Genomic DNA, 15,878 nt, shown 5'->3' with positions numbered 1-15,878 from the left:
TTCTTCGCCGAGCACGAGGAGCGCGCCGGCCGGCCCATCCCCGTCGTCGCGCTCGCCAAGGCCGGCTAGGCGGTCTCTTCGGAGTTGCCGCCGCCCGGGCCCTCGTTGCCGGTGCCGCCCTCGTCCGGGTCGGCGGGCGTCGTGGCGCCCTCCTCGTCCGGCGGCGGGGTGGTCTCGTCGTCCTCGGTCGGGGCCGGCGCCGGGTCGGTGGTCTCCACCGGGGGCGGGGTCGTCTCCTCGGCGGCCGGCTCGGTGGCCTTCTCGCTCGCGGCCGGCTTCGGCTTGGACGGCTCCATCGGCGTGTACTTCGCCTCGCGCTTCGGCTTCCGGGTCGGCTCGGGCTCGGGCTCGTCGGCCGCGGCCCCCGCCCCACCGGGCCCGGCGTCCGGGTTCGGCTTCTGCTCGCTCCGCACCACCGGCGGCTTCGGCGGCGCCACCGTCACGTCACCGATCTGGACGCCCAGCCACAGGGCGGGACCGAGCCCGACCGCGACCAGCGCCCCGAAGAGCGCCATGGGTCCCCGCTGTCCGCGTTCCATCAGCGCCCCTCCTCCCCATGATTCGTGTCGGCTGTGCCTAGATCTACCCAAAGAATCCGAAGCTAAAGCCGCCGCCACGAGATGCCATTGTGACCCAAAGTGAAGTTCCGGTTACGTGATCGTCGGAAGTGTGACCGTCTACCAGGAAGCACGAACCGGACGGCCGAACAGTTCAGCGCCCACCAAGGATTTACCTCCTGGTGGGCGCCGATCAACCGAGTTTGTCGCCCCCGTCAGCGGCTGCTGACCAGGCCCGCGTCAGCGCGTGCCGGCCAGGAACGCGTCAGCGGGTGCTGGCCAGGAACGCCACCGCGTTGTCGAGCGCGGCCCAGCCGCCGGGCAGCTCGTCCGAGTCGAGCGCGGCCCGCACGGTCATCGTGTTGCCGTCACGGAGCTGAAGATCCCACGCCTTCGGGGTGCGGCGCGTCTGGGTCGCGCCGCTGACTTCCGCGTACGGGACGAAGCGCGCGCCCGGCGTCGCGTCGGCCGTGGTGGCGACCTGGGCCAGCCGGCGCTTGGCCGAGCCGTTCTGCGAGCGGGGCAGGCCGGGCACCAGCAGCAACCCGTTGTCCACGATCAGCAGGTCGGTGCGCGAGCCGTCGACGACCAGGTTGACCAGCCCGCCGACCACGTCGGCGCCGGTGCGGCGGTCCCGGTTGGCGCCCACCGGGGCGGCCGGGTCGATCCGCAGGGCGAGCAGCCGTTCGCGGGCCGCGCCGACGGTCGCCGGATCGGTGACGAGCGTGGCCACCGCACCCAGGTCGAGGTGGCCGCCGTCCGAGGCGACCAGTTCGGCCGTGCCGGTCCAGCTGTGCCGCCACCGGGCGGCGTCGCTGCGCAGCGCGGCCAGGGCGAGCAGCAGGGTGACCAGTTCGGTGATGCGGCGCTCGGTCTCGTCCGGCGGCATGTCCGGGAAGACGGTCTCGGCCACCTTGCGCAGCCGCCCGTCCGCGGCCAGGTCGAGCACGTCGGCGGCCGAGGCCACCGGGCTGCCGGCGGCCCGGGTCAGGGTGCCGAGCGCGGCGTCGGCCTCGCGGTCCATCTCGGCCGCCCGGGCCACGCCGAAGAAGTCGTCCCAGCCGACGATGGTGCGTCCGCGCGGCGGGAACGCGACCGCCTGCAGCGCCCGGCCCAGACCCGGCAGGTCGGGCACCAGCTCGACGTCGCCCGCGATCAGCGCGGCGCCGGTCGGCTCGACGTCGGCCAGGGCGCCGGCCGGAACAGCTTCATCGAGCGGAGCGGCCGGAGCCGCCACGTCGGTGAGTCCGGCCGGGATGTCGTCGAGCAGCGGCGCGCCCGCACCGGCCATGGCGGGCGCCGCGGCAGCCGTCTCCAGAACCGGCCCGGCCGCGGTCCGGGCCGGCGCGGTCACGGCCTGAGCGTGGGGCGACGCGGCCGGGGCCGGGGTCGCGAGGGCGGTCACCGCGGCCAGTCGCTGCGGGCGGGGCGGGTGGGTGTCCCACTCGTCGGCCGTGTGCGGCTCCTGGCGGCGCAGGATGGTCAGTTCGTCGGCGCGGGCGGCCAGCATCCGCAGGAAGCCGCCGAAGACGTCGTCCGGGGCGTGCCCGGCGCGCCAGCCGGGGGCCACGTACTCGGTGTAGAAGACCCGTTGCAGGCTCTCCATGGCCGGGCCGTCGCGCAGCATCGCCACCGTGGCCGCGACCCCCGCGAACTCGGCCGCGACCCGGTCGGCGCACAGCTCCTGGGCCTGGCTGACCGGCTGGTCGTGGCGGCGGTAGAAGAGCGCGTACCCCCGGAGCCCGGGACCGGCCGCGTTCCGCCGGGTGATCCGCGGGATGATCCGCGCGACCGCCCGCCGCCCGCGGTAGGCGAACGGCGCCCACCGGCTCAGCCGCGGCGTGGCGTGCGCGAGCTCGTGCGCGACCGCCGCCCCCAGCACGGCGTTGTCCCAGGCCTGGAGCAGCGGCAACCCGACGTAGAGATCGCGCCGCCCACCGATCAGACCCAGCAGATGGGTACGTTCGCTGAACGCCACGGTGGCCTCCGCGACCACGATCAGCCGCTCCGGCGTCCGCACCTGGCCGGCCTGAGCCGCGGCGTCGATCATCGCCCACAGCGCCGGCGCATCGGCCCGGGTCACCGGGACGCCGGCCGGCTCGACCCGGCGGGTGCGAAGAGCACGCCAGGTCGCGTACGCCATCACACCGACCGTGGCGATGCAGAGCGGAACCCCGAGCCGCAGCGCCGCGCCCGACGGCAGCAGTGACAGCACCAGCAGCACCGGCACCACGACCAGCAGCAGCTGGGCCACGGCGACCGCGAGGAAACCGGCCAGCATGGTGGCCGAGAGCCACGCCCTGGCACCGCCCAACGTCCGCTCCTTCCGGCAGCCGCCCCTTCAGTCGGGGGAGGCGCGCACCACACTAGGCCGCGTTCCCGCGCCCGGTTCCGTCCCGCGCCGGGGGCACAGCTTCCGCTCTCCCCTACGACGTGCGGAAACACGACACGGCGCGGGATCGGAAAACTTAAGGAAGATTTTCACCACACCCCGCACGGGTGACAGCCGCGACCGACCACTCACGCGAGAGACGCGTCACGGCCCGGCCGACCACCCGGCTCGCGGTGTGCCACGGCGCCCGGGTGTTGCGGTTGGTGACGCCGTCGCGCGTACCGGATGGGTTGGCGAAGTAAGCCGGACGGTTACTCCCAGTCGACGGTCGGTGACGGGTGATAGGCGGTGCCCTCGGCGCGCCAGCGTGGGGCGTAGGCGGCGACGCGGCGGCGGAAGGACGGCCAGTCCCGGGCCTCGCGCGGGGACCAGGCGATCTCGGCGATCGCGGGCAGCCGCGGGAACGTCATCGTCTCGACGTCGGCCCGGCTGCGCAGCGTCTCGGACCAGAGGGCGGCCTCGACGCCGAGCAGCGCGTGTTCGGGCACACCGGGCAGGCGGTCGGCCGGGTCCCAGTCGTAGGCGCGGTCGAGTTCCACGCAGCCGGCCCAGTCGAGCCCGAGGCGGAAGCCGGGCTCGTACTTCATGTCGAGGTAGGTGCGGTCGGCCGGCGACATGATCACCTGGCTGCCGGCGGCCACGGCCCGGGCGGTGCCGTCGTCGGCCGGCTCGGTGCGCCAGAACTGGGGCACCGCCGTCTCGGGCAGCTCGACGTTGGCCATCTCGTGCCAGCCGACGGCCCGCTTGCCGTACTTGCCGACCAGCGGCAGCACCCGCGACATGAAGGTGCGGTAGTCGTCGGGCGTGGTGGCCTGCGCCTCGTCGCCGCCGATGTGCAGGAACGGGCCGGGGGTGAGGGCGGCCACCTCGCGGATGACGTCCTCGACGAAGGCGTACGTGGTCTCGGAGTCGGCGACCAGCGAGCTGTAGCCGACCTCGGTGTCGGTGCGCTGCGGCACCGGGTTGCCGTCCGCGGTCAGGGCCGGGTACGCGAACTGCGCCGCGTTGACGTGGCCGGGCATGTCGATCTCGGGGACGATCGTCACGAAGCGCTCGGCGGCGTACGAGACGATCTCGGTGTAGTGGTCGCGGGTGTAGAAGCCGGGGCCCTCGCCGCCGACGCCGGTGCCGGACGCGCCGCTGACCTCGGTGAGGCGCGGCCAGCCCGGGATCTCGAGCCGCCAGCCCTGGTCGTCGGTCAGGTGCAGGTGCAAGTGGTTGATCTTGAAGGCCACGATGGCGTCGATGAAGGCCTTGACCTCGTCGACGGTGAAGAAGTGCCGGGCCACGTCGAGCATCACGCCGCGGTAGGCGAACCGCGGCCGGTCGGCGATGCGGCCGGCGGGCAGCGTCCCCTCGGAGATCAGCTGCCGCAGCGTCTGCACGGCGGCGAACGCGCCGGCCGGAGTGGCGGCCCGGACCCGGACCGAAGAATCGGAGATGTCCAGCTCGTACGATTCATCCGGCCCGTCGAGGCCCAGCGCGAACTGGATCGCGCCGCCGGACGGGGCGGCCGGAAGCCCCAGGAAGGCCGCCACCCAGGCGAGGCCGGGATCGGCCGAGACCTGCGTGGCGGGCGTGATGGCGAAGTGCCCGTCCGCGGGAACAGCGGAGACGGGCACGGGGATGACGTCGTCGAGTCGTCGCACGGGCACGACTCTAAATGCTGTTTCCAGTTCATGACGTACCGCAAGGTCGTGACGTGTGTCGCGGATAGGATCCGCGCATGGCGATCACCGTCCGCCGCGCCGCCCCGAGCGACGCCGCCGAACTCCACGACGTCGCGGCCGAGACCTTCGCGCTGGCCTGCCCGCCCGGCACCACCCAGGCCGACGTCGACGACTTCGTGACCACGCACCTGTCCGAGGCGCGCTTCGCGGAATACCTGAAGGACGAGAACCGCGTGCTGCTCGTCGCCGAGGAGGACGGGACCCCGGTCGGCTACACGATGCTGGTCCGCGGCCCGATCGCCGACGAGGACGTGCGCCGGGTGATCGACCCGGACGGCAGCATCGAGCTGAGCAAGTTCTACGTGCTGCTGGACCGGCACGGCTCAGGCATCGCCCACGACCTGATGGCGGCCACGCTGGCGGCGGCCGCCGCGACCGGCGCCACCCTCTGCTGGCTCGGCGTCAACCAGCTCAACGCCCGGGCGGCCCGGTTCTACGAGAAGAACGGCTTCACGATCCGGGGCACCAAGCGGTTCAAGGTGGGCGATGACTGGCACGACGACCACGTGCGGGCCCGCCCTCTCTAGCGGCTTTTCCCTGCACGGCTCTCTACCCGGCTCCCTACACGGCGAACCAGGTCCCCGGCGACAGGGCGCACTCGATGCGGTGCTTGCCCAGGTCGCCGACCGGCGGCATGTCGTCGAGGGCGAACCAGCCGACGGCCAGCGACTCTTCGTCGTTCACCCGGGCCTCGCCGCCGACCGCCCGGCACCGGAACGTGATGTCCACGTACTGCACCAGGTCGTCGTTGGGGCAGGTGGTCACCGGCTGAGTCAGCACGCTGACCACCCGCTCCGGCTCGATGTGCACGGCGGTCTCCTCGTACACCTCGCGCACGATGGTCTCGGCCGGCTGCTCCCCCGGCTCCATGACCCCGGCCGGCAGCGCCCACCGGCCGCTGTCGGCCCGCTCGCCGAGCAGCACCCGCCCGGCGTCGTCGAACACGACCGCGGTCACGCCGGGCGTCAGGATCAGCCGGTGCCCGATGTCGTTGCGCAGAGCCTGGATGTACGGCGGAATCGGCATGCCGGTCACCATATGTGGATCAGTCGACCAGGGGTCGGACCTCCTCCGCGACGAACCGGAAGAACGCGTGCAGGTCGGGCTCGTCGGCATCCGGCTCGATGATGACCGAGGAGGCGCCGGCCTCGACGTAGGCCCGGATCGAGTCGGCGACCGTCTTGGCGTCGCCGGTGCGGCCGCGCGGGTGTGGCGCGAACATGATGATCTTGTGGGCCGGGTCGCCGATGTGGGCCCGGGCCTCCCGCACACCGTCCGGCGTCACGCTGCTGACCAGGATCGTCTCGTCGGCCAGCTCGCCGGCCAGCTTGAGCGTCTTCGGTCCCATCGCGCCGACCACGATCGGCGGCGGGGTGGCCGGCGGCCAGTCCAGCTTGACCCGGTCGAGCGAGACGTACTTGCCGGTGGTCGTGACCTCTTCGCCGGCCAGCAGCGGGCGCAGGGCGCCGAGCCACTCGCGCAGCAGCGTCAGCGGCGAGTCGGCCCGGGCGCCCACCTGGCCCATCCACTCCTGCACGCCGTGGCCGACCGCCACGATGGCCCGGTCGCCGAACATGCGGCTGAGCGTGGCGATCTCCATCGCCTCGACCACCACGTTGCGGAACGGCACCGGGGTCAGGCCGACGCCGACCCGGATCCGCTCGCTCCAGGCCAGGGCGGCCGCGGTGGCCGAGATGCCGCCGTTGAGGAAGCAGTCCTCCCAGAGCCACAGCTCGTCGAGCCCCAGCTGGTCGGCGAGTTGCACGGCCGCGCGCAGGTTCTCGGGCGGGTTCTGGGGCCGATAGGTGACACCGATAACCGTCATGAGCCAAACCTAGATGAGAACGCCGCGAAGGATCACGGCCTGTGGATGGTCCAGCTCCTCCAGATGGGTACGCGGATCCCGCGCGTACACCACGGCGTCGGCCGGCGCCCCGTCGACCAGGCCGGGAAGGCCGAGGAAGTCCCGGGCCACCCACGAGGCGGCGCCCAGCGCGGTGTGCGCCGGCACGCCCGCCGCGGCCAGGGCACGCACCTCGGTCGCGATCCCGCCGTGCGGCCGGCTGTCGGTGCCGGCGAGCACGGTCACGCCGGCCTCGGCGGCGGCCGCCACGAGAGCCGGATGCGCCGAGGCGCCCCCGACGTACCAGGTGCGGGTCGGGCTCTCCGGTCGCGCCAGGGCCCGGGCCAGGCCGGTCTGCAGGACGGAGAGCGTCGGGGTGAACGCGACCCGGTTCGCCACCATGCGGTCGAGGGCGGCCGGGTCGAGGCCCATGCCGTGCTCGACCGAATCGACGCCGGCGTCCACTGCGGCCGTACCCCCGGCCAGGTGCTGGGAATGCACCGCCAGGCGGCCGCCGACGGCATGGACCCGCTCGACGACCGCGCGCAGGGTGGCGAAGGACAGCGGTTCGGACTCCAGCGTCCAGTCGGCGATGATCTTCGCCCAGCCCGTGCGCCCGGCCTGGGCGGCGGCCAGCTCGGGCAGCTCGGCGGGCTCGGCGCGGCGGCCCCAGCCGTCGAAGAAGGCGCCGTGCCGGGCCAGCCACGGCCCGGCGTGCACGGCCCGCGGCACGTCGGGGTCGCGGCCGAACCACTCCGGCGGTTCCCCGGCCAGCCCCGGCGAGCGGATCAGCGTGACACCGGTGGCCACCTGGAGCCGCAGATCGTCACGCAGCACCTTCTCGTCGAGCGGGTCGCCGGGCTTGGCCGCGCCCGGATGAGTGTGCACGTCGACCAGGCCGGGCAGGATCCAGCCGTCCGCGACCAGCTCGGCGCCGGGGGCCGGCTCGGTCGTCCAGCGGTCGCCGTCGGCGTAGAGGTCGATCGTCTCGCCGTCGGGCAGCCCGACACCACGGATCCGAAGCACTGTCATGGGCGGCACTCAACCAGAAAATGTCGTACCCCGCCGGTACCTTCGCCGTGCGGACGGGCGCCACGGGGGCGCCCGTCCGTCCATTCACGACGTCGCCGCGCCCCGCAACAGCGCCTCGCCGGCCCGCCGGACGGCCTCGGTGAGCTGCGGCGGCGACTCCACGGTGAACGGCGCCGCGATCGTGCCGAGCACCATGACCGGCCAGTTCAGGTCGTCCACACTCATCCGCAGCCGGCACGACTCCGGTCCGGCCTCCTCGACCGTGCCCCAGTACCCGACGACCGAGGTCACCCGGGACGCCGGCGTGGAGATCAGCACCGACACCTCGTGCCGGGTCTGCACCGAGGCGAGCCGCGAGCGCAGCCACGCCACCGGGTCGCCGCCCGGGATGTCCCGGGGCCGGAACCGGGCGCCGGTCAGCGTCGGCCCGCTCATCCGGTCGACCCGGAAGCTGCGCCAGTCGCCGCGCTCCAGGTCCCAGGCCATCAGGTACCAGCGCCGGCCGAGCGAGACCAGCCGGTGCGGCTCGACGTGCCGCCGGGTCACCTCGCCCTCGCGCGCGGTGTAGTCGAAGCGCATCCGCTCCTCGCCGCGGCAGCCCATGGCGATCGTGGTCAGCGCCCCCGCGTCCAGGGTGGGGCCGCCGCCGAAGACGCCCGGGCTGGTCATCGCCTGCAACGCGTCGATGCGCCGGCGCAGGCGGGGCGGCAGCAGCTGGATCACCTTGGCCAGCGCGCGCACGGAGATGTCCTCGAACCCGGACACCGCGCCGGCCGCGGCCGTCCGCAGCCCGATCGCGATGGCGACCGCCTCGTCGTCGTCGAGCAGCAGCGGCGGCACCGCCGCGCCGGCCTGGAGCTGATAGCCGCCCGCGACCCCACGCGCCGCGTCCACCGGATAGCCCAGCTCACGCAGCCGGTCGACGTCCCGCCGCAGCGTCCGCGGGCTGACCTCCAGCCGGCCCGCCAGCTCGCCCCCGGGCCAGTAGCGGTGCGTCTGCAGCAGGGACAGCAGCCGGAGCATCCGAGCACTGGTGTTCGCCATGACTCCAGATTGTCCCCCATTGCGGACAGAAACTGACCGCAAGCCCTCAAAGCTTGGGGAACATGATTGAGACGCCTTCTTCTTGGCGCCCAACTTCAAGATCAAGGGCCTTATGTCGCACCTGAGTGGGTGGTGCTGACCGCAGCTCCCGCCGAGGCCGGTCACCCGGCTCCTGGCCGCTGGCGCGTCCAAACCAGAGCCGCGCGACCTTCATTCTGCGTAAGGGGTCACCCCCACGGCGCTCGCGCCCTTTGCTCTGAGCGCGTATAGGCAACACTTCGATGGTGGCGGTATCCGGATGTCGCCGGCATCCAGGTGGTGCCTATATGCGCTCAGAGCAAAGGGCCGCGGGGTGGGGTTGGGCGCGGAGCGCCCGGAGGGCGACCACGCACGCAGAATGAAGGGTGCGCGGCTCTGTTCTGGCCGGTCACGGCCTTGGAGCCGCGCGCCCGGCCTCGGCGGGAGCGACGGTCTGTACCTCCCGCCGAGCTACGACATCAGGCTCTTGATCTTGAAGTTGGGCGACAAGAAGAGAGCACATCGTCGCGCTGCGGGCGAAGCATGAAACGACGATCCTGCTGACCACGCACTATCTGGACGAGGCCGACTCGATGGCCGAGCGGGTGATCGTGGTCGACCACGGCCGGATCATCGCCGACGACAGCCCGGCCCGGCTCAAGGCCAAGCACGTGGGTGATCGGATCACGCTGGGGTTCGCCACCTCACCTGACGCCGCGGCCGCGGCCGATCGGATCCCCCACCAGGTGTCGCTGCTCGAGCAGCGCACGCTCCGGATCAGCGTCGACGGCGCGCCGGGGCTGCTCCCGGGCATCCTCGAAGACCTTCGCGCCGCGGGCCTCGGAGTCACCTCGATCGAGGTCACCCGGCCAACCCTGGACGACGTCTTTCTCCAACTGACCGGTCGCAGCCTCCGTGAGGGTGGCGCCGCGCCGGAGTCCGCCGTCGACCGCGAGCTCGTGGAGGTCTGAGCCATGACCAGTCTTGTCACCGACATCGGCACCGTCTTCGGCCGCGAGCTGCGGCCGACGCTGCGGCAGCCGTTCACGATCATCATCAGCATGGTGCAGCCGCTGGTCTTCCTGGGGCTGTTCGCGCCGCTGCTGCCGGACATCGAGGGCGGGGCGCTGCAGTGGTTCGTACCCGGCATCGTGGTGATGTCGTGTCTGTTCGCCACTTCGAGATCCAGACCGGCTCGCATGAGCGGATGCTGGTCACCCCGTTGCGGCGGCCGGCGTTGCTGATCGGGCGGGCGCTCAAGGAGATCGTGCCGATGTTCGCGCAGGCCGCCCTGATCGTGGCGGTGTGCCTGCCGTTCGGCTTCGAGCTTCACCTGGCCGGCGCGCTGATCGGGATCCTGATCCTGGCCGGCTTCTGCGTGGGCATGGGCGCCCTCTCGTACACGCTGGCCCTGGCCTCGAAGCATCAGGAGTGGCTGTTCTGGACCATTCAGCAGACGTTGTTGTTCCCGCTGCTGCTGCTGGCCGGCATGCTGCTGCCGATCGGCAACGGTCCCGGCTGGCTCCAGACCGCGGCCAAGTTCAACCCTTTGACGTACGTGGTGAACGCCGAGCGCGCGCTGTTCGACGGCGACATCTGGGCCACCACCACGCTCACCGGGGCCGCGGCGGCGGTGCTGGTGGCCGCGCTGGGCCTGGCCGTCGGTGTCCGGGCCATGCAGAAGGACGCCTGACCGCTACGTTCTCCGGTGTGCGGTGGATGCCAGGCCCGGAGCGGCCGTTCAGACGACTGTTGGAGAACCTGGTCGGACCGGGCGGGCAGACGATGCCCGCCCAGGTCCGTCGCCAGGGCAACCCGGACGCCGTCGTCGACTGCGGCGTCTACGCGCGCGGCGCCCGCCGGCCCGGGCGGGTGACCTTCACCCAGGCCGCCCGGGAGGTCCGCCGCCGCGGCGACAGCTACGTCTGGCTCGGGCTGTACGAACCCGACCTGGTCGTCATGCGGGCCGTCGGCGACGCGTTCGGGCTGCACGACCTGGTTGTGGAGCAGGCGATCGACGGCGGGCACCGGCCGGCCGCCGAGACCATCGGGAACGTGGCCCGGATCGTGCTGCGAACCGCCCGGTACGTGGAGCACGAGGAGCTCACCGAGACCTCCGAGGTGGTCGACACCGGCGACGTGACGCTGCTGATCGGTGAACGGTTCGTGATCACCGTGCGGCACGGCGCCCCGGGCGCGCTGCGGGATGTGCGGCGCGACCTGGAGCAGCGGCCGGCCATGCTCGGGCTCGGGCCGTGGGCGGTGGCCCACGCCGTGTGCGCGGCGATGGTGGACGGCTACCTGGAGGTCGCCGGCCACGTCGAGCGGGACATGGAGCGGCTGGAGGAGACCGCGTTCGCCACCGACCGCCGGCCCGCCATCTCGCACATGTACCAGCTCAAGCGCGAGATGGTCGAGTTCAAGCGGGCCGTGCTGCCGTTGCAGGAGCCGCTGCACCGGGTCCTCGACTCGGAGCTGCCGCCGCCGGGCCTCCGGCCGTACTTCGTCGACGTGCGCGGCCGGCTGGCCCGGACCGTCGACCGGGTGGCCGGCTTCGACGACCTGCTGAACTCGATCATGCAGGCGCGGCTGGCCCAGGTCTCCATCGACCAGAACAACGACATGCGCAAGATCGCCTCGTGGGCGGCCATCGCGGCGGTGCAGACCGCGATCGCCGGGGTCTACGGCATGAATTTCGAGCACATGCCGGAACTGCGCTGGAAGTACGGTTACGCCGGGGTGATCGCCCTGATGCTGGTCGCGGCGGTCGCGCTGTACCGCCGGTTGAAACGGGTCGGCTGGCTGTGACGGTCGGCAACACCCAGCGTGAGTCGGGCGATCCAGATCACTCACGAAACCGGCGTTAACGTTGTGACCTGGCAAAACGCATGGGACCTCAGGCCCAACAAAGCTCCGCCGAACGGGTCATCCATGATCGCTCGACCGGAGCGATCCGTCGGAGGACCGTGCCGCATCTCGGACCGCTTCGCCGTACCGCCCAATTACGTCCAGTAACTACCGTTTGCTGGTCGATCATTTGGGGGAACGAGTGACCGCAATCGAGGCCGTGCCACAGAGCGCGCCGAACCAACCCGCGCCGCGGCACGGGATTCTCGGCCGGCTGCGCGGGCACGTCGACCTGTTCCTGAACGCCGGTTCGCTGATGGCCACCACGGCGATCACGTCGCTGCTCGGCTTCGCGTACTGGTGGGTGGCCGCCCGCACGGCGCCGGCCGAGGCGGTCGGCCAGGCGTCGGCCGCGGTCGCCGCGATGACCCTGATCGGCACCATCGGCATGTTCGGCATGGGCACCATGCTGATCTCCGACCTCCCCCGGCTGACCGGCCGCAAGTGGGACCTGATCTCCACCTGCCTGCTGGTCGCGGGCAGCGCCGCGACCGTCGGCGGCCTGATCTACGTCGCGCTGGCCCACCTGGCCGTCCCCGGCCTGAAGGACGCGCTCGGCTCCCCCGCCGCGACCGTGCTGCTGGTCTTCGGCATCGCGCTCAACGCCATGACCCTGGTCCTGGACGAGGCGCTGGTCGGCCTGCTGGCCGGCCCGATGCAGCTGATGCGCAACGCCTGGTTCTCGGTGATCAAGCTGGTGCTGCTCGGCCTGCTGGTGAGCCTGCCCCTCAACCTGACCGGCGGCACGGTGCTGCTGACCTGGGTGGCGGGCATGGTGCTGTCGGTCGCCATCCTGAGCCGGGCGCTGCGCCGGCGCGGCATGGTCGACTCGGTCCGCCCGCGGCTGAACCTGATGCGCGGCCGTGGCCAGGCCACCTTCGACCACAACCTGCTGAACCTCGCCACCTACCTGCCGCGGGCGGCGCTGCCGCTGGTGGTCACCGCGGTGCTGTCGGCCGAGGCGAACGCGGCCTTCTACACCGCGTTCATGGTCACCTCGTTCCTGGCCATGGTCCCCGGCAACGTGGCGCTCACGCTCTTCGCCGTGGCCAGCGGCGACCGGGCCGCGCTGCGCTCCAAGGTTCGCGTCGGCCTGCTCATCTGCCTGGTCGTCGGCCTGCCGGTGTCGATCTTCGTCGCGGTCTTCTCCGACTGGGTGATGGGCCTCTTCGGCGCCCAGTACGCGGCCGCGGCCGGTCCCGCCCTGGCGATCCTGGCCCTGACCTACATCCCCTTCGTCTTCCACCACTTCTTCCTGGCCATCTCCCGGGTCCAGGGCAAGGTCCGCGGGGCCGGCGTCTTCTCGGTCTTCGCGGGCCTCGCCGAGCTGGCCGCCGCCTGGTACGGCGGCTCCCGCGGCAGCCTGACCGAGCTGGTCGCCTGGGTCGCCGGGGTGATGGCCCTGGAGATGATCATCGTCGCGCCCATCGTGCTGCGCGTCGTGCTCCCGTCCCGGCGGGCCGACGCGGTTGACCTCCCGGAAGGAACCATGTCCGCCACCCGCCTCACCCTGCACGAGCGTGCCTGGCTGCCGCTGGAGTACATCCGTACCGTCGGGCCCCTGACCGGGGTGACCGCCGAGCGGGTCCGGGCCGCCCTGATCGGGCTGCACGCGGCCGACCCGACCCACCGGGCGGTCTCCCGGCTCGACCGCACCGGCGGCCGCTGGCTGCACCTGGACGCGCCGACCTTCGCCGCGTACGTGACCGAGGCCGTCACCGACCTGGGCGACGGGCCGGCCGACTTCGACGCGATGACCCGCCGGCTCCAGTCCGAGCCTCGGGCCCACCACCCGGTGCGGTTCCTGGTCGGCGGCGGCTACGTGGCGATGAAGGTGGCCCACTCGTACGGCGACGCCGGCCCGGTGAACACGCTGCTGCGCGAGGTCGTGCGGGCGGCGGGCGAGGAACGGGCGGCCGCCATCCCGCCGATGCCGCGCCGGTTCGCGCTGCCGGGCGCGTGGTGGCAGACGTTCGGCAAGCACCCGGGCCGGTGGAGCGACGCGCTGAAGATGGCCCGTACGCCGCACTTCGAGACCGGCGACGAACGGCCGTGGACGGCGAACCTGACCGTGCAGACCGCGCGCTCGGCCGACGTGCTCGGCAGGATGCGGGTCTGGCGGGACGAGCACGCGCCCGGCGTCACCACCTCGGCGATCACCTTCGCGGCGTTCACCGCGGCGCTGCGCGAGCTGGGCTTCCACCCCGACCTGACGGGTGCGACGTTCCTCGCCGACGCCCGGCGCTACCTGCCGGAGGGTGTGACGGTGGAGAGCAACTTCTGCTTCGGGCCGTACCTGACCCCGGCATCGCTGCTCGACCCGATGGCCATCCACAAGACCCTGAAGGGCGAGCTGGCCACCGGCGGCATGCTGACCATGATGCTGCTGCGCGAGAGCAAGCTCGCGGTGACCGGGGCGCCCGGGTTCCCCGACCCGTACCCGTCGACCGCGCCGGCCGACCCGCTGGTCCGGCTCACCTTCAGCAACCAGGGGCGGCACGACGTGCTGGCTGACCTGCCGTGGGCGATCGACGCGGCGCACCGGGTGAACCAGAGCGTCCCGACGCTCAACGGCCCGGAGGGCATCACGCTGACCACGTCGGAGATGGGCGGGGTGCTGCATCTGGAGGCGACGTTCCACGCCTCGACGTACGACCCGGCGATGGTGGGCCGGGCCCTCGAGCTGGTCTGCGCCGACCCGGCCGCGCTCATCATGGCGGCGGCCGGCCGGAGGGTCTGACCCTCAGAGACGTGCGCGCGGCCGGCCGCCCCCGCCGGCCGCGCGCATCCCGTTTCCGGGGCCTGGGTCAGAAGCCCTTGACCCAGACCACGAACAGCGTGCTCTTGCTCTGGGTCTTGGCCTTCTTCTTGCAGTTGTCCCACCAGATCGTGGCCGGGAAGGTCTGCACCGTCCAGCCCGGCTTGTAGTCGCCGGTGTAGAACTTGACCGAGGCGAAGTCGATCTCGTTCTTGTTCAGCGTCGGGCCCTGCCACAGCGAGGTGTAGAAGCCCTGCGGGTGCACCACGGTGGCGTTCGGGGCGAAGTCCCAGACGCGCATCTTGAAGTTGCAGGCCTTGGTCTTGGACCGGAACTTGACCGACTGCCACTGACCCTGCGGCCCGTTGTTCTCGACCATCGGGGCCAGCAGGTTGCTCAGCGGCATGGGGCCTTTCTGCGGGGCAGCCTGGGCGGGCGCTGCGGCAACCGTCATCGCCATGCCGGTAGCCGCCACCGTCGCCGCGACCATTGCACCGATCCGCCGGATCTTGTTCATGCCGAAGCCTCCTGTAAAGATTCGGACGCCCCCGTGAGCGACCGACGCAATACAGGCTATTCGGACTTTAGGGATTTTCTGGGATTTAGGTGCTTACTAGAGTTTCTTGTACATAACGTGGAGGCCTACTGGCCCGTTCGTACGATGCCGGAACGACTCCGGAACCGTGCCGATGATGCGGAATCCGAGCGCCTGCCACAGATTGACGGCCGCCACGTTGGACTCGACCACCGCGTTGAACTGAATCCCGTGATAGCCGGCATCACTCAGCCACCGCACGACGTAATCGCCCAGGGCACGTCCCACGCCCCGCCCCCGCACGTCCGGATCGACCATGAAACTGGCCGTGCCGATGTGCGCGCCGCGGCCCGGGCGGTTGGGTCCCATCTTGGCGCTGCCGAGCACCCGCTCGCCCTCGACCGCCACGACGACATGGGCCGGCGCCGGCTCCATCCACAGCGCGGCCGCCTCGTGCTGGTCGAGGTTCTCCGGGTACGCGTAGGTCTCCCCCGCCTCGACGATGCGGGCCCAGAACGGATAGATGTGCGGCCAGTCGGCGGCCGTCGCTTCCCTGATCTCCACGAGCCAACCCTAAGCAGGGGCGATGCGGTCGTTACGGAGGTGCTCGTAGACGACCGAGGTGCGGACGTCGGCCACGTGGGCGTGTTCGGTCAGGCGGTCGATGACGAAGGCGTACAGGGCGTCGTTGTCGGGGACGGCCACGTGCAGCAGGAAGTCTTCGCTGCCCGAGGTGACGAACACGCCGAGCGTGTCGGGCAGGGCGCCGGCCCAGTTGCGGAAGGCCTCGATGTTGCGGCGCGACGGCGGGCGGATCCGGACCGCGATCAGGGCCTGCACCGGGCGGCCGATGGCGTGCAGGTCGATCGTCAGGCTGGCGCCCCGGATCACGCCCCGTTCGCGCAGGGACCGGGTGCGGTCCAGGGCCGTGGTGGGCGACACCCCGACGGCGGCCGCGATGTCGCGGTTCGTGCGCCGTGCGTCGACCTGCAACTCGCGCAGGATCGCCGTATCAAGTTCGTCCAGCTCGGCCATCCGGGCAGCCTAGCCGAATTAAGTACG

16 protein-coding genes are annotated in these 15,878 nt (G+C 72.0%); 6 read left to right on the top strand and 10 right to left on the bottom strand.

The annotated features are described in order from the left end of the window. Nucleotides 1-65: 65 nt before the first annotated feature. From AB0O15_RS44450 to AB0O15_RS44440, 3 genes are all read right to left on the bottom strand, one after another. On the bottom strand, nt 66-539 hold the full coding sequence (locus AB0O15_RS44450) for a hypothetical protein (RefSeq protein WP_364333010.1): 474 nt from the start codon (nt 537-539) through the stop codon (nt 66-68). A 283-nt stretch (nt 540-822) separates the two neighbouring features. Continuing rightward, nucleotides 823-2,871: a M48 family metallopeptidase gene (locus tag AB0O15_RS44445; protein WP_364333007.1), complete on the bottom strand. Its 2,049-nt coding sequence runs from the start codon at nt 2,869-2,871 to the stop codon at nt 823-825. Between the two features lie 329 nt (nt 2,872-3,200). Next, nucleotides 3,201-4,598: a family 20 glycosylhydrolase gene (locus AB0O15_RS44440; protein ID WP_364333004.1), complete on the bottom strand. Its 1,398-nt coding sequence runs from the start codon at nt 4,596-4,598 to the stop codon at nt 3,201-3,203. Between the two features lie 77 nt (nt 4,599-4,675). Between AB0O15_RS44440 and AB0O15_RS44435 the strand changes: the two genes are divergently transcribed. Further along, a complete protein-coding gene (locus AB0O15_RS44435; RefSeq protein ID WP_364333001.1) occupies nt 4,676-5,206 on the top strand; it encodes a GNAT family N-acetyltransferase in 531 nt (176 codons plus the stop codon). A gap of 34 nt (nt 5,207-5,240) precedes the next feature. On the opposite strand, the gene AB0O15_RS44430 is transcribed toward AB0O15_RS44435, so the two are convergent. From AB0O15_RS44430 to AB0O15_RS44415, 4 genes are all read right to left on the bottom strand, one after another. Continuing rightward, nucleotides 5,241-5,705, bottom strand: a complete 465-nt coding sequence (locus tag AB0O15_RS44430) for an NUDIX domain-containing protein (RefSeq protein ID WP_364332998.1) — start codon at nt 5,703-5,705, stop codon at nt 5,241-5,243. 19 nt (nt 5,706-5,724) lie between these two features. After that, nucleotides 5,725-6,504: an LLM class flavin-dependent oxidoreductase gene (locus tag AB0O15_RS44425; RefSeq protein WP_364332995.1), complete on the bottom strand. Its 780-nt coding sequence runs from the start codon at nt 6,502-6,504 to the stop codon at nt 5,725-5,727. Nucleotides 6,505-6,513: 9 nt separating this feature from the next. After that, nucleotides 6,514-7,554, bottom strand: a complete 1,041-nt coding sequence (locus AB0O15_RS44420; protein ID WP_364332992.1) for an amidohydrolase family protein — start codon at nt 7,552-7,554, stop codon at nt 6,514-6,516. Nucleotides 7,555-7,638: 84 nt separating this feature from the next. After that, entirely contained in the window at nt 7,639-8,598 is a 960-nt protein-coding gene (locus AB0O15_RS44415) for a YafY family protein (protein WP_364332989.1), read from the bottom strand. A gap of 611 nt (nt 8,599-9,209) precedes the next feature. Here AB0O15_RS44415 and AB0O15_RS44410 point away from each other — a divergent pair. The 5 genes from AB0O15_RS44410 (at nt 9,210) to AB0O15_RS44390 (ending at nt 14,263) form a co-directional block, all read left to right on the top strand. Then, nucleotides 9,210-9,587 carry a DUF4162 domain-containing protein gene (locus tag AB0O15_RS44410; RefSeq protein WP_364332987.1) on the top strand — a complete coding sequence of 126 codons (378 nt, stop codon included), beginning with the start codon at nt 9,210-9,212 and terminating at the stop codon, nt 9,585-9,587. 3 nt (nt 9,588-9,590) lie between these two features. Then, entirely contained in the window at nt 9,591-9,860 is a 270-nt protein-coding gene (locus tag AB0O15_RS44405; RefSeq protein ID WP_364332984.1) for a hypothetical protein, read from the top strand. Further along, nucleotides 9,779-10,309 (top strand): ABC transporter permease, encoded by a 531-nt coding sequence (locus AB0O15_RS44400; RefSeq protein WP_364332981.1) that lies wholly within the window; start codon nt 9,779-9,781, stop codon nt 10,307-10,309. The genes AB0O15_RS44405 and AB0O15_RS44400 overlap by 82 nt, the downstream gene beginning before the upstream one ends. A 26-nt stretch (nt 10,310-10,335) precedes the next feature. Continuing rightward, a complete protein-coding gene (locus AB0O15_RS44395) occupies nt 10,336-11,424 on the top strand; it encodes a magnesium and cobalt transport protein CorA (RefSeq protein ID WP_364333015.1) in 1,089 nt (362 codons plus the stop codon). 241 nt (nt 11,425-11,665) lie between these two features. After that, complete coding sequence (locus tag AB0O15_RS44390) at nt 11,666-14,263, top strand: lipopolysaccharide biosynthesis protein (protein ID WP_364332978.1); 2,598 nt, start codon at nt 11,666-11,668, stop codon at nt 14,261-14,263. Between the two features lie 67 nt (nt 14,264-14,330). Here AB0O15_RS44390 and AB0O15_RS44385 read toward each other — a convergent pair whose 3' ends face one another. From AB0O15_RS44385 to AB0O15_RS44375, 3 genes are all read right to left on the bottom strand, one after another. After that, nucleotides 14,331-14,798, bottom strand: a complete 468-nt coding sequence (locus tag AB0O15_RS44385) for a hypothetical protein (protein ID WP_364332975.1) — start codon at nt 14,796-14,798, stop codon at nt 14,331-14,333. A gap of 96 nt (nt 14,799-14,894) precedes the next feature. Further along, nucleotides 14,895-15,380, bottom strand: coding sequence for a GNAT family N-acetyltransferase (locus AB0O15_RS44380; protein ID WP_364332972.1), 486 nt, complete (start codon nt 15,378-15,380; stop codon nt 14,895-14,897). A gap of 9 nt (nt 15,381-15,389) precedes the next feature. Then, on the bottom strand, nt 15,390-15,851 hold the full coding sequence (locus AB0O15_RS44375) for an Lrp/AsnC family transcriptional regulator (protein WP_364332969.1): 462 nt from the start codon (nt 15,849-15,851) through the stop codon (nt 15,390-15,392). Nucleotides 15,852-15,878 lie beyond the last annotated feature (27 nt).

Source organism: Actinoplanes sp. NPDC089786, assembly GCF_040684855.1.
Taxonomy (GTDB): Bacteria; Actinomycetota; Actinomycetes; order Mycobacteriales; family Micromonosporaceae; genus Actinoplanes.
Note: the sequence above shows the minus strand (reverse complement) of the source record. Positions and strands in the feature narration are given on the sequence as shown.